General features: G+C 72.8%; 11 protein-coding genes. 6 read left to right on the top strand and 5 right to left on the bottom strand.

Going from position 1 to position 12,837, the window contains the following annotated elements:
* The first annotated feature begins 47 nt into the window (after nucleotides 1–47).
* From ACFQ2D_RS05915 to ACFQ2D_RS05895, 5 genes are all read left to right on the top strand, one after another.
* Nucleotides 48–1,994 (top strand): lytic transglycosylase domain-containing protein, encoded by a 1,947-nt coding sequence (locus tag ACFQ2D_RS05915; protein ID WP_280943837.1) that lies wholly within the window; start codon nucleotides 48–50, stop codon nucleotides 1,992–1,994.
* 45 nt (nucleotides 1,995–2,039) lie between these two features.
* On the top strand, nucleotides 2,040–2,417 hold the full coding sequence (locus ACFQ2D_RS05910; protein WP_280943836.1) for a PH domain-containing protein: 378 nt from the start codon (nucleotides 2,040–2,042) through the stop codon (nucleotides 2,415–2,417).
* 10 nt (nucleotides 2,418–2,427) lie between these two features.
* On the top strand, nucleotides 2,428–3,681 hold the full coding sequence (locus ACFQ2D_RS05905) for a multifunctional CCA addition/repair protein (protein WP_280943835.1): 1,254 nt from the start codon (nucleotides 2,428–2,430) through the stop codon (nucleotides 3,679–3,681).
* A 469-nt stretch (nucleotides 3,682–4,150) separates the two neighbouring features.
* Entirely contained in the window at nucleotides 4,151–5,041 is an 891-nt protein-coding gene (locus tag ACFQ2D_RS05900) for a PAS domain-containing protein (RefSeq protein WP_280943834.1), read from the top strand.
* On the top strand, nucleotides 5,014–5,844 hold the full coding sequence (locus tag ACFQ2D_RS05895) for a GGDEF domain-containing protein (RefSeq protein ID WP_280943833.1): 831 nt from the start codon (nucleotides 5,014–5,016) through the stop codon (nucleotides 5,842–5,844). Before ACFQ2D_RS05900 ends, ACFQ2D_RS05895 begins: the two co-directional genes overlap by 28 nt.
* Here ACFQ2D_RS05895 and ACFQ2D_RS05890 read toward each other — a convergent pair.
* From ACFQ2D_RS05890 to ACFQ2D_RS05870, 5 genes are all read right to left on the bottom strand, one after another.
* A complete protein-coding gene (locus tag ACFQ2D_RS05890) occupies nucleotides 5,814–6,917 on the bottom strand; it encodes a DNA topoisomerase IB (RefSeq protein WP_280943832.1) in 1,104 nt (367 codons plus the stop codon). The genes ACFQ2D_RS05895 and ACFQ2D_RS05890 overlap by 31 nt on opposite strands.
* Before the next feature lie 78 nt (nucleotides 6,918–6,995).
* Nucleotides 6,996–8,063 (bottom strand): acyltransferase family protein, encoded by a 1,068-nt coding sequence (locus tag ACFQ2D_RS05885; RefSeq protein WP_280943831.1) that lies wholly within the window; start codon nucleotides 8,061–8,063, stop codon nucleotides 6,996–6,998.
* Entirely contained in the window at nucleotides 8,060–9,217 is a 1,158-nt protein-coding gene (gene nagA, locus ACFQ2D_RS05880) for an N-acetylglucosamine-6-phosphate deacetylase (RefSeq protein WP_280943830.1), read from the bottom strand. Before nagA ends, ACFQ2D_RS05885 begins: the two co-directional genes overlap by 4 nt.
* Nucleotides 9,218–9,309: 92 nt before the next feature.
* Nucleotides 9,310–10,359: an SIS domain-containing protein gene (locus ACFQ2D_RS05875; RefSeq protein WP_280943829.1), complete on the bottom strand. Its 1,050-nt coding sequence runs from the start codon at nucleotides 10,357–10,359 to the stop codon at nucleotides 9,310–9,312.
* Entirely contained in the window at nucleotides 10,356–11,441 is a 1,086-nt protein-coding gene (locus ACFQ2D_RS05870; RefSeq protein WP_280943828.1) for a LacI family DNA-binding transcriptional regulator, read from the bottom strand. Before ACFQ2D_RS05870 ends, ACFQ2D_RS05875 begins: the two co-directional genes overlap by 4 nt.
* Before the next feature lie 330 nt (nucleotides 11,442–11,771).
* On the opposite strand from ACFQ2D_RS05870, the gene ACFQ2D_RS05865 reads away from it, so the two are divergent.
* A complete protein-coding gene (locus ACFQ2D_RS05865; protein WP_386795563.1) occupies nucleotides 11,772–12,818 on the top strand; it encodes a glucokinase in 1,047 nt (348 codons plus the stop codon).
* Nucleotides 12,819–12,837: the final 19 nt, after the last annotated feature.

The following is a 12,837-nucleotide window of genomic DNA, read 5'->3' as shown; positions in this document are numbered from 1 at the left end:
CACGCTGTCTGAAAAGATGTTCATCGGGCCTTGGCTATAGTCGATGGATGCACGGAAAGCTCGCCATCCTACTTGCCGCGGCCGCACTGCTGTCCACCCCGGCCGCCATCGCCCAGCAGCTCCGGGTGGTCGAAGACGGCGCGCCGCTGCGCGCCGCCATCGAGGCGGCCGAACGCGGACTGCCCGGCTCCGCGCTGGCGCCCGACCACCCGGCGCAGCGCTGGGTGGAGATGGCGCGCCTGCGGCGCAACGTCGACACGCTGCCGGCCAGCGAGGCGCAGGCGTTCCTCACCCGCTACCGTGGCGAGGCGGTGGCCGAGGTGTTCCGCGAGGCCTGGCTGCGGGCCCTCATCAAGCGCCAGGACTGGGCGGGCTACCGCGCGGCCTGGTCGCCGGCCGTCGCCAGTCCGGCGCTGCGCTGCGCCGAGCTCGACGCGCGCCGCCGAACCGGCGCGGCGGATGCGAAGTGGACCGCCGATGCGCAGGCGGCCTGGCGCAGCAGCGGCAAGTCGCTGCCCAACGAATGCGATCCGGTGTTCGCCGCGCTGGCCGCCAGTGGCGGCCTCGGCGAGACGCTGCGCTGGGAACGCATCGAGCTGGCCGCCGCCGAATGGGAGCCCGATGTCATGCGCGCCGCCGCGCGCGGGCTGCCGGCCGACCAGCAGGCCCTGGCCAACGACTACATCGCCTTCTTCGCCGCTCCGCACGAGCGCGCGCTGTCCTGGCCGAAGACCGCGCGCAGCCGGCTGATCGCTTCGCACGGCCTGGCCCGCTTCGCCAAGAGCGATCCCCTGGGCGCCGAAGCGCGGTTGCCGGCGATCGCCTCGGCGCTGGAGTTCGGCGAGACCGAGCGCGGACGCGTGCTGTACCAGGCCGCGCTGTGGACGGTCGCCTCCTACCTGCCCGATTCGGCGCGGCTGCTGGCCCTGGTGCCGGAGTCGGCCTACGACGAGCGCCTGCACGAATGGCGCGTGCGCGAGGCGATGGCGCGTTCGGACTGGCGCGCAGCCCTGGCCGCGCTGGAAAGGATGCCCCCCGCGCAGCGCGGCGGCGCGCGCTGGCAGTGGTTCGAGGCGCGCATGCGCGAACTCACCGGCGACAGCGCCGGCGCGCGGGCGCTGTTCGCCAGGGCGGCGCGCCAGCCCGAATTCCATGGTTTCCTCGCCGCCGACCGGCTCGGCCAGCCCTACGCGCTGTGCCCATGGATGCCGGACTGGAGCGAGGCGCAGCGCACGGCGGTGGCGGCCGATCCGGCGCTGGTGCGGGCGCTGGCGCTGTACCGCGCCGACCGCAGCGGCTGGGCGATCCGCGAATGGCGCGACGCGCTCTCGCGCTTCGACGACGTCCAGCGCCGCATCGCGGTGGAAGTCGCGCAGCAGCACGGCTGGTTCGACCGCGCCGTGTTCGACCTGAAGGGGCCCGGCGAGACCCGGCTGTACACGCTGCGCTTCCCGATCCACCACGCCGACATCATCCAGCGCGAGGCGAAGAAGAACGGACTCGACCCGGCCTGGGTCGCCGCCGAGATCCGGGCGGAAAGCACCTTCAACCCGCGCGCGCGTTCGCCGGCCGATGCGCGCGGACTGATGCAGGTGATGCCGGCCACCGGCGCGGCCGTGGCGCGGCGACTGGGACTGCCCTGGAACGGTGCCGGCGACCTCTACGATCCCGCGACCAACATCGCCATCGGCACCGCCTACCTGCGCGAGAAGGAGGAGATGTACGCCAGGCCCTACGTCGCCATCGCCGCCTACAACGCCGGCCCGACCCCGACTTCGCGCTGGCTCTCGCAGCGCCCGGCGATGGACCCGGACCTCTGGATCGAGACCATCAGCTATCGCGAGACGCGCGAGTACGTGGCCCGCATCCTCGCCTTCAGCGTGCTCTACGACTGGCGCATGTACGGCAAGGCGCGCCCGGTCAGCGAGAGAATGCGCGGCGGGAACGGCACCGCGCGCAAGGCCTTCGCCTGCCCCGCGCCTGCGACGGGCTGAGCGCGAGCGGCTAAGCTGGCGCGACTTCCTCGACGGAGAATGCCCATGGGCCTGCTCGATGCACTGCTTGGCAACGCCAGCGAGGCGCCGGTCGACAAGGTCGCGGCCGAGCTGGCGCCGCTGCTGATCGAAGGCGAACGGGTGGAGCGCGCCTTCGTCCTGTTCCGCGACCTGTTCGTGTTCACCAGCCGTCGCCTGATCCTGGTCAACAAGCAGGGACTGACCGGCAGCAAGGTCGAGACCCTGTGCGTTCCCTACCGCAGCATCGTCAGCTTCTCGGTGGAGAACGCCGGCAGTTTCGACATGGATTCGGAGCTGCGGCTGTGGATCTCGGGCCAGCCGGCACCGGTCAGCAAGACCTTCGGCCGCAAGGTCGATGCGAAGGCGCTGCTGGGGCTGCTGAGCGCGCGGGTGCTGGGCTGAGGCGAAGGCGGTGCAGACCTACCTGGTCGGCGGTGCGGTGCGCGACCGGCTGCTCGGGCTGCCGCCGGGCGACCGCGACTGGGTCGTGGTCGGGCAGACGCCGGAAGCGATGCTCGCCGCCGGTTTCCGCCCGGTGGGCCGCGATTTCCCCGTGTTCCTGCACCCGCAGACGGCAGAGGAACATGCGCTGGCCAGGACCGAGCGCAAGAGCGGTCGCGGCTACCGCGGCTTCGTGGTGCACGCCGACCCGTCGGTGACGCTGGAAGAGGACCTGGGCCGGCGCGACTTCACCATCAACGCGATCGCGCAGGATGGCCAGGGACGCCTGGTCGATCCGTTCGGCGGCGCGCGCGACATCGAGGCGCGCGTGCTGCGACACGTCGGTCCGGCCTTCGTCGAGGATCCGCTGCGGGTGCTGCGCGCGGCCCGCTTCATGGCGCGGCTCGCGCCGCTGGGTTTTCGCGTCGCGGCGGAAACCATGGCGCTGATGCGGGCCATGGCGGCCAGCGGCGAACTCGCCGACCTGGTGCCCGAGCGCGTCTGGCAGGAGTTGTGCAAGGCGCTGTCCGCCGCGCAGCCTTCGGCCTTCCTGCGCACGTTGCGCGAGGCCGATGCGCTGGCGGTCGTCCTGCCGGAGGTCGACGCGCTGTACGGCGTGCCGCAGCGCGCGGAATTCCATCCCGAGGTCGATACCGGACGCCACCAGGAACTGGTCAGCGACATGGCCGCGACGCTGGCCCCGGGCGATGCCGTGGTCGGCTTCGCCGCGCTCACCCACGACCTGGGCAAGGCGCTGACGCCGGCCGACGCGCTGCCGCGCCATATCGGCCACGAGCAGGCGGGCCTGGCGCCGCTGCGCGGCCTGTGCGAGCGCCTCAAGGTGCCGTCCGAGCATCGCGAGCTGGCGGTGATGGCCTGCCGCGAACACCTCAACGTGCACCGGCTGGCCGAACTGCGCGATGCCACCGTGCACGACCTGCTGCAGCGCTGCGACGCGTTCCGCAAGCCGGCGCGCATCGCGCGCCTGGCCATCGTCTGCGAAGCCGACAAGCGCGGGCGCGAAGGCTTGCAGGACCGGCCCTATCCCCAGGCCGCGGAACTGCAGCGCCTGCACGCGGCAGCGCTCGCGGTCGGCGCGCGCGACGTCGTGCGCGATGGAATGGAAGGACCCCGGATCGGCGAAGCGCTGCGCAAGGCGCGTATCCGCGCGATCGGCATGGCGCGCGCCGCCTCGACGCAGCCCGAAACGGGGCCTCCCCCGTAGCGGGGCATCGCAGTCGGCCGCGCCGGACGCTTGCCGGTGCCGCCATGCCGCAGTCGTCGGGTCGTGCTGGCAAAAGGGGGGCGGGAGATGGCAACAGGCAACCATCCGGCAGGCGCACGGAAGACAGGCTCCGTGGCCGGCGCTGGGCGGCGCGCCTGCCCAGCCCGGACCGGCCGCGTCCACGCGCCTTGCGTGGCGCCCCAAGGCACGGCACCCGCCCGGTGCAGCCGGGCGTCGGCGGTGCCGGGCCCGCGCTGTCTGCCGCCGCCGGCGACCGGCTCCCGTCCAGCCGGCGACGCGGTGGACGCGGCGCGTTCCACCACCGGGAGCGCGCCGGCGGCGGCAATCGCAGCCCCTGGCGGCGACGAAACTGGAATGGCCGCCACGCCGCGCGTCACCGCCGCTGGCGATAGTTCCACCCGTCTTTTCCGCGAACGCCCAGTCGCGGACCCATGACTGCGGAGTCGACATGACCCCTTCCTCCTCCACGCCCGCCGCGACTGCACCCGCATCCGCCCTCGCCGACGCGATCGCACTGATCGGACTGCCGGCCTGCCTGCTGCGGGACGACGGCACGATCGGATCCGCCAACGCCGCCTGGTGCGCGCTACGGGATCCACAGGCCGGAACGGTGCAGTGGCCGCAGCTGCTGCACGGGCACGACTGCGCGCGTGTGCAGGCCTGGCTCGCGGCCGGCGACGCCGACACGCGGATCGAATGCCGGATCGTCGGCACCGACGGCACGCCACGCTGGCACCTGCTCGCCGTCCACTGCTGCCCGCCCCATGGCACGCGCGTGTGCACCGCCACCGACATCCATGCGCTGCGCCAGCGCGAGGAGCGCCTGCGCAGCCGCCACGCGATCCAGGCCGACATGCTCAACGTGAGCATCGACTGCATCGAGCTGATCGACCTGGACGGCAACCTCCAGCACCTCAACCGCGCCGGCTGTCTGGCGCTGGGCGTGCCGGAAGACTCCGGGTTCGGCATGCCGTGGCTGCCGCTGCTGGCCGAGGATGTGCGCGAGGCGGGCGAACAGGCGCTGGCGCGGGCGCGCGCGGGCGCCAGCGCGCGCTTCGCCGGGCGCAGCGTGATGCCCGATGGCCAGGTCCAGCTGTGGGACAACCTGCTCACGCCGCTGCAGGACGCATCGGGCGAGATCCGCGGCATCTCTGCGTCTCGCGCGAGGTCACCGCCGAGCGCGCGGCCGAGCGGTCGTTGCGCGAGAGCCAGGAACGGCTTTCGATCGCCGCACGGGTCGGCGGGCTCGGCATCTGGGATTACGACATCGCCGCCGACCGGCTGCATTGCGACGCGTCCTGGCACCGGATCATGGGACGCGACCCGGCGCGGCCGGTGACCACGCTGGCCGACTTCCGCCCGTTCATCCATCCCGAGGACGTCGACCGCGCGACCGACGTGAACGAGCGCGCCGCCGACCTGCTGGCGCGAGGCGACGACTATTCGATCATCTTCCGGAGCATGCGTCCCGACGGCGAGATCCGCTGGCTGCGGTCGCTGGCCGCGGTCGAGCACCGCGACGGCGTGCCGACCCGCGCGGTGGGCTATGTGGCCGACATCACCGACAGCATGCGCGCGGAGCTGGCGCTGCGCGAGGCCAACCGCGAACTGCTGCAGGAAAAGGTGAGCCTGGCGCTGGAGGTGCTGAAGGACCCGCTGACCGGCATCGCCAACCGCCGGCACCTGGATGCCGAGCTGCCGCGGCTCGACGCGCACAGTCGTGCGCACGGGCAGGGCCTGTGCATCGCGCTGGTGGATATCGACCACTTCAAGCAGTACAACGACCTGTACGGCCATCCCGCCGGCGATGCCGCGCTGCGCCGCGTCGCCGCCGCCCTGCGCGACACCGCGCGGCACTCCGACCTGGTGGCGCGCTACGGCGGCGAGGAATTCGCGGTGGTCCTTCCCGACACGCCCGATCCGGTGCCGCTGATGGAGAAGTTCATGGCCGCGATCGAAGCGCTGGCGATCCCGCACGGCGGCTCGCCCACCGGGCGGCTGACGATCAGCTGCGGCGCGATCGCGGCGCTGCGCACGCCGCTGACGATGCCGCAGCTGTTCAAGGCCGCGGACGAGGCGCTGTACGAGGCCAAGGCCGGCGGCCGCAACCGTTACGTGGTCCGCAGCGCGGTCGAACGCTGACGGCCGCCCGCGCCGCCGCGCGAGGACCGCGACAGGAAGCCCAGCAGCGCAGCCTCCCATTGCCGCGGGCCGCGCGCACGCGCCGCGCGACGATGCAGGCTGCCGTCGCGCCAGCCCTCGAACACGCGCGGATCGACGTAGCTCTTGCGGCACACCGTCGGCGTGTTGCCGAGCATCGCCGCGACCGCCGTGACTACGTCGCGGCAGATGCCTGCGGCGGCGGTGTCCGAGGTCGCGGCGTCGGCGGGAATCGCCGCCAGCTGCCGGAACGCGGCCTCGGTCGCGCCCCAGGTGCGGAAGTCCTTGGCGGTGAACGAAGCGCCCATGCAGTCGCGCAGGTAGGCGTTGACGTCGCTCGATTCCACCGGCACCAGCTCGCCCGCCTCGTCGCGGTACTGGAACAGGCGCTGTCCCGGCAGCTCGTGCATGGCACGCACCAGCCGCAGCAGCCGCATGTCCTGGATGCCCGCCTCGTGCGCGCGCCCGCCCTTGCCGTTGAACTGCAGGCGCAGCTCCCGGCCGAGGAAGCGGGCGTGGCGCGTGCGCAGCGTTGTCAGGCCGAACGAGCCGTTCTCGCGCGCGTAGCAGTCGTTGCCCACGCGGATCAGGGTGCAGGCCATGATCGCGACCACGCCGGCCAGCACCTTCTCGCGCGGCAATCCCGGCAGCGCCAGGTCGGCGCGCACGCGCCGGCGCAGCCTGGGCAGCGCGTGACCGAAGGCAACGATGCGGTCGAACTTGTTGGCGTCGCGCAGCGGCCGCCAGTCGGGGTGGTAGCGGTACTGCTTGCGCCCGCGCGCATCGCGGCCGGTGGCCTGCAGGTGGCCGAGCGGCGAAGCGCAGATCCAGACCTGGCGATAGGCCGGCGGGATGGCGAGCGAACGGATGCGCTGGAGGGTGTCCGGGTCGCGCACCACCGCGCCATCGGGATCGCGGTAGCAGAAGCCGCGGCCGCGGCGCTGGCGGCTGATGCCGGGCGCGGTATCGCTGACGTAGCGCAGCCCGGCCTCGATCGCGTCGCGCTCGGCGGGGGTCAGGGCGCGGCGGCGTGCCGGACGGAGGCGGGAAGGCATGGCGCGAGTGTGGCGTCGCCTGCCGTGATCGAGCGGTGAACCGGGAGCACGGGTGCGGGCGCCGCCACTTCGCGTTGCTCAGACCTTCAGGTGCCAGCCGCGCCGGTCCATCCAGTGCACGACGCCCCACCACAGTGCGACGAAGGCCAGCGCGAACGCCAGCGATGGCAGGTAGGGTCCGGCGAGCGGCGTCATCCAGGCGGCGAAGCCGGCCTGGTACAGGTCGCCCCAGACGCCGGCTGCGACCAGCGCGCAGACCAGCAGCGCCGAACCCGCATAGGCGGTGATGGCGTTGACGCCGAAGCTGCGCCCGAGGGCCGGCCAGCCCCTGCGATCGACCAGCACGTGCAGCAGCCACAGCGCCAGCGTCGCCCAGCCGGCGCTCCACAACACGTAGGACGAGGTCCACAGCGCCTTGTTGAGCGGCATCACCAGCGACCACAGCGCCCCGGCCGCGAGCATGGCCAGGGCCGCCAGCGGCAGCCGTCGCCGCTGGCCGCAGCGCAGCCACGTCCCCATCCGCACGCCCAGCAGGACGGTGGCGAGCGCGGGCAGGGTAGTCAGCAGGCCCTCCGGATCGCGGCCCAGCCCGGTCGCCGCGTCGTAGCGGTACAGATGGGGCGCGAACAGCGCGGTATCGATCCGGTCGGCGAGATTCCGGAATTCGGCGTAGCCGTCCGGCGCCAGCAGTGCCCACCAGCCCAACAGCAGGGTCGCGACCAGCGCCCACTGCGCGCGCGCGCCGAGGTGGATCGCGATCGGCGCGGCCAGCAGGAAGCACAGGCCGATCCGCTGCAGGACGCCCCACGGCCGGTAGTGCGGCAGGTCGTAGGCCCACCACATCGCCAGGTGCAGCAGCAGTCCGAGGCCGACGATGCGCAGCCCGCGCGCGAGGATCGCACGGTGCAGCGTGTGCAGGTCGGCGCCCTGCGCGGCGCGCGGCACGACGCCGAGCGCGATCGACACCCCGACCACGAACAGGAAGAACGGGAACACCAGGTCGGTGGGCGTGCAGCCGTGCCAGTCCGCGTGCAGCAGCGGCGCGTACACGTGGCCCCAGTCGCCCGGCGTGTTGACCAGCAGCATCGCCGCGACCGTCAGGCCACGCAGCGCATCGACCGATCGGAAGCGGACCGCGCCGCTCACGCCGCGTACCGCTCCATGTCGCCGCCGATCCAGGTCGCGCGCACCTCGAGCGCGTCGTCCAGCAACACGAGATCGGCGTCCATCCCGGCGGCGATGCGGCCGCGGGTGGCCGCGAGGCCCAGGAATTCGGCCGGGTAGCGCGAGGCCATGCGTGCCGCCTCGGCCAGCGGCAGGTCGAGCAGGCGCACGCAGTTGCGCACCGCGCTGGCCATGTCGAGCGCCGACCCCGCGAGCGCGCCGGCCGCATTGCGCACCACGCCGTCGACCGCGGTGATGGTTTCGCCGTAGAGCTCGAACGACGGCCTGTCCGCGCCGACCATCGGCATCGCGTCGGTGACCAGGAACAGCTTGCCGCGCGGCTTGGCCGCCAGCGCGACGCGCAGGCTGGCCGGATGCACGTGCACGCCGTCGACGATCAAGCCGCACCAGCTGTCGCGATCCTCCAGTGCCGCGCCCACCACGCCCGGCTCGCGCGCGGTCAATGGCGACATCGCGTTGTAGAGATGGGTGAAGCCACGCACCCCGGCTTCGAGCCCGGCGCGCACCTGCGCATGGCTGGCCGCGGTGTGCCCCGCCGCGACGATGGCGCCGCGCGCGACCAGGGCACGGATGGCGTCGGGCGGCACCTGCTCGGGCGCCAGCGTCACCAGGGTGACGCCGCCGGACAGCGACGTGACCAGCTCCAGTTCGCCGGCATCGGGCACGCGGAACACCGACGCGTCGTGCGTGCCCTTGCGCTCGGCAGCGAGGTAGGGCCCTTCGAGGTGGATGCCGAGCACCCCGGGCACGCCCCGGGCAATGGCGTCGCGCACCGCGCCGATCGCTTCGCGCATGGTGTCGGCGCGGTCGCTGATCAGGGTCGGGAGCAGTCCCGTGGTGCCGTGGCGCCGATGCGCCGCGGCGATGGCGCGGATGCCTTCGACCGTCGGCGTGTTGTTGAGCAGCACGCCGCCACCGCCATTGACCTGCGCATCGATGAAGCCCGGCAGCAGCGATCCGCCGGCCAGGTCGACGCGCGCGGCGTCGCGCACGCGCGCATCGCCCGCCTCGACCACGGCCTGCACCCGCCCCGCCGACAGCAGCACGGCGACGTCGTCGCGGAAGCCCTCGTCGAGCAATACGCGGCCGTTGACCAGGGCGGTGGTGGATGTCATCGCGTTGGCCCTCCGGTGCAGGCTGGAATCGTCGGGGCGCCGCGTTCGAGGGCGCGGCGCGCGTGGATATCGAAGCACGCCGACGACGTCATCTAGATCGTCTCGGTGACCTTGTTCAGGTGCGGGGGCATGTCCGGATCGAAGCCGCGCGCCAGCGACAGCGCGTTGGCCATCCGGTAGAACGCCTGCACCTGCAGCAGGGGCGCGAAGGCCGGATGCGGCGCCGCCGGCAGCGGCAGGTCGGCGTCGCCGCCCGCGTCGGTCAGCCATACGCTGGCGCCGCGTGCGCGCAGCTCGTCGGCGAGCGCGCGCGTCCCGGGCCCGGTGTCGTCGGGCTGGGCGAGCATGAGCACCGGAAACCCGGCGCCGACCAGCGCCATCGGACCGTGCCTCACTTCGGCCGCGCTGTAGGCCTCGGCGTGCAATCCACAGGTTTCCTTGAACTTGAGCGCCAGCTCCTGGGCCGCGCCCAGTCCCGGCCCGCGGCCGAGCACGAACAGGTTGCGCGCCTGGCGCAGGCCCTCGCGCGCCGGCGCCCAGTCGCAGTTCCACGCCGCGCGCAGCGCATCGGGAAGCGCATCGAGCGCGTCCGCCAGCGCCGGCTCGGCGTCCCAGGCCGACACCAGCTGCAGCAGGGCCGAGAGCGAGGCCAGGTAGCTCTTGGTCGCCGCCACGCTGCGTTCGGGCCCGGCATGCAGCGGCACCACGACGTCGGCCAGGGCCGCCAGCGGCGAATCGGCGACGTTCACCAGCGCGACCACCCGCGCGCCCGCCTCGCGCGCGGCCTCGGCATTGAGCAGCAGGTCGGGGCTGCGACCGGATTGCGAGATCGCGATGAACAGCGCGTCGCCCAGCTGCTGGCGCACGCCGTACACCGAGCCCACCGAGGGCGAGACCGAAGCGGTGACCAGGCCCAGCCGCGTCTCGATCAATGCCTTGCCGAAGGTCGCCGCGTGGTCGGAGCTGCCGCGCGCGCAGGTGGCCACGAACGCCGGCGGCCGGCGCCGCAGGTCGGCCGCGAGCGTGGCCAGCGGCCCGCGGTTGGCGGCCAGCTGCGCGCCGACCACGTCGGCGGCCTGCGCGGCTTCACGGAACATCCAGGTCGCTTCCGCCCCCGGATGCGTTGCCGGTGCCGCACTCATGCCTCTTCCGCCGCCGCCGGCGCGGGCTGCGCGCGCGGTCGCCGCGGTGCGGTGGACCCGCGCACCACCAGCTGCGGTACGAACGCCTGGTTGGACGGCACCGCCGCATCCTGGCGCAGGCCGGCGATGAGCATGCGCGCGGCATGGCGCGCGATCTCTTCGGTGGCCTGCTTGGCCGTGGTCAGCGCCGGCCAGGACTGGCGCGAGAACGGGCTGTCCTCGAAGCCTGCGATCGACAGGTCGTAGGGCACGTTCATGCCCGCCGACTTGGCCGCGGCGAGCACGCCAGCGGCGATCTCGTCGTTGGATCCGAAGATCGCGGTTGGCGGTTCGCGCAGCGCCAGCAGCCGGCGCGCGCCGCGGAAGCCGTCGTCGAAGGTGTAGTCGCCCGGGATCACCAGGTGCTTGTCCAGGGCGATGCCGTAATCCTTCAGCGCCTGCTCATAGCCCAGGTAGCGCTCGGAACTCGAGCGATGCTCCTGGCCGCCCCACAGGAAGCCGATGCGCTGGTGGCCGAGCTGGATCAGGTGTTCGGTGATCTCGTAGGCCGCGTCGCGGTCGTCGACGTAGACGCAGGGATGGCCGTCCTGCGGATCCTCCGCCGCCGCGATGATGCGCGTGGCGCGCACGCCGGCCTGCTCCAGCGCCGCGATCAGCTCGCTGCGCTCGGAGATCGGCGCGGTCAGCACCAGTCCCGCCAGGCGCGAGCGCTGCACCAGTTCGACCAGTTCGTCGGCGAGGAGCGGCGAGCTCGCGTCGCAGGGATGGATCTGCAGGCCGAACCCGGTCTCGCGGCAGGCCGAGAGCACGCCGTTCTGCAGGCCGATGATGTGGTACGGATTGGGGTTGTCGTAGACCAGGCCAATCACGTACGCGCTGGCGCTGCGCAGGTTGCGTGCCGACGGGTCGGGCTCGTAGTCCAGCTCGGCGATCGCCTGCAGCACGCGCGCCCGGGTCGCCGGCAGTACCGCCGGCTCGTTGTTGATGACCCGCGAGACGGTCTTGAGCGATACCCCGGCGCGCTCGGCCACCGTGCGGATCGTCGGCTTGCGCGGAGCGCCCTGCTCGTCGTTCACAGCCATCGTGCGATTCCCGTGTCCTGCTCCCGATCTCGGTGACTAACGTTGTCATAGTTTGTGTCCAGATGCCAGCGCGCGCCCGCCCGCCCCGTTGCGTAGCGCGCGCATGTCGGTGCTGTCCTGCAGCATGGGACATTGCGACAAGGACACGGCATCGCGGGACATCCACCTCGAATTATCGTCACATGTAGCGCGTTTCCAGCACTTTGTACGGCGGTCGTTCCACCCATGGTGTCCAGCCAGCCCAGCTTCGGCGCGCTTTCCGACCGAGGCTTGACATCGTTGTCACCAACCGCACACTGGCTCCGCACGCAGTCGTCGCCAGGAGTGTTCGTGGGAGCCCGCAGCCGTCCCCTGCCTACCAGTCCCGCCGCACCAGTTGGGGCCGGACTGCTGCTCGCCGCAGACGTGGGCGGAACCCATGTCCGCCTGGGGCTGGTGGACCTGCACGCGCCGGATACGGTGCGGCATTACCGCAAGTACGCCTGCGCCGACCACGCCGGACTGCGCGAGGTGCTTGAGGCCTATTTCCATGACGTGGAGGAGGCCGTGGGGATCCGGCGCGTCGTGGTCGCCAGCGCCGGCCACCTGCGCGGCGACGGCTCGCTGCTGTCGGTCAACCTGCCGTGGCCGGTGATGCCGTCGCGGATCCGCGACGCGCTGGGCCTGGACGAATTGCTGGTGGTCAACGATTTCGAAGCGCTCGCCCACGCAGGTGCGGCCACCGACCGGCACGCGCTGTTGCGGCTCTCGGGGCCGGAGGTGGCGATGCCCGGTCCGGTACTGGTGGTCGGCCCCGGCACCGGCCTCGGCGCCGCGGTCCGCATTCCCGGCCGCGACGGCCAGGTGCACGTGCTGGCGACCGAGGCCGGACAGGCGGCACTGACCGCCTCGACCGACCTGGAGATGGCGGTGCTGCGCGAATTCATGCGCGAGCAGCGCCACGTCCCCAACGAGCACGCGCTGTCGGGGCCGGGGCTGCTGCGCCTGCACCACGCCCTCGCCCGGACGCGCGGAGTGGCCCCCACGCAGGCCTCGCCCGACGCGATCAGCGGGGCGGCCGAGGACGACGCGCTGGCGCACGACACCCTGGACCTGTTCTGCGGACTGCTCGGCAGTGCCGTCGGCGACATGGTCCTGCTCTACGGCGCGCACGGCGGCGTGCAGCTGGCCGGCGGAATCCTGCCCCAGATCCGCGACTTCCTCGCGCGCAGCAGCTTCGTGCCGCGGTTCCTGGACAAGGGACCGATGCGCGAATCGCTGCTGCACGTGCCCGTGACCCTGGTCGAACACGGCCAGCTCGGCGTCGTCGGCGCCGCCAGCTGGTACCTCGGCCGGCATCGCGACCCGACACACCGCATGGACGCCCCCCCGACCTGACCCGCCATGCGTCCTGCGC

It is taken from the genome of Luteimonas composti (assembly GCF_042678665.1).
Lineage (GTDB): Bacteria > Pseudomonadota > Gammaproteobacteria > Xanthomonadales > Xanthomonadaceae > Luteimonas > Luteimonas composti.
This window is presented reverse-complemented; position numbering and strand designations above follow the sequence as displayed.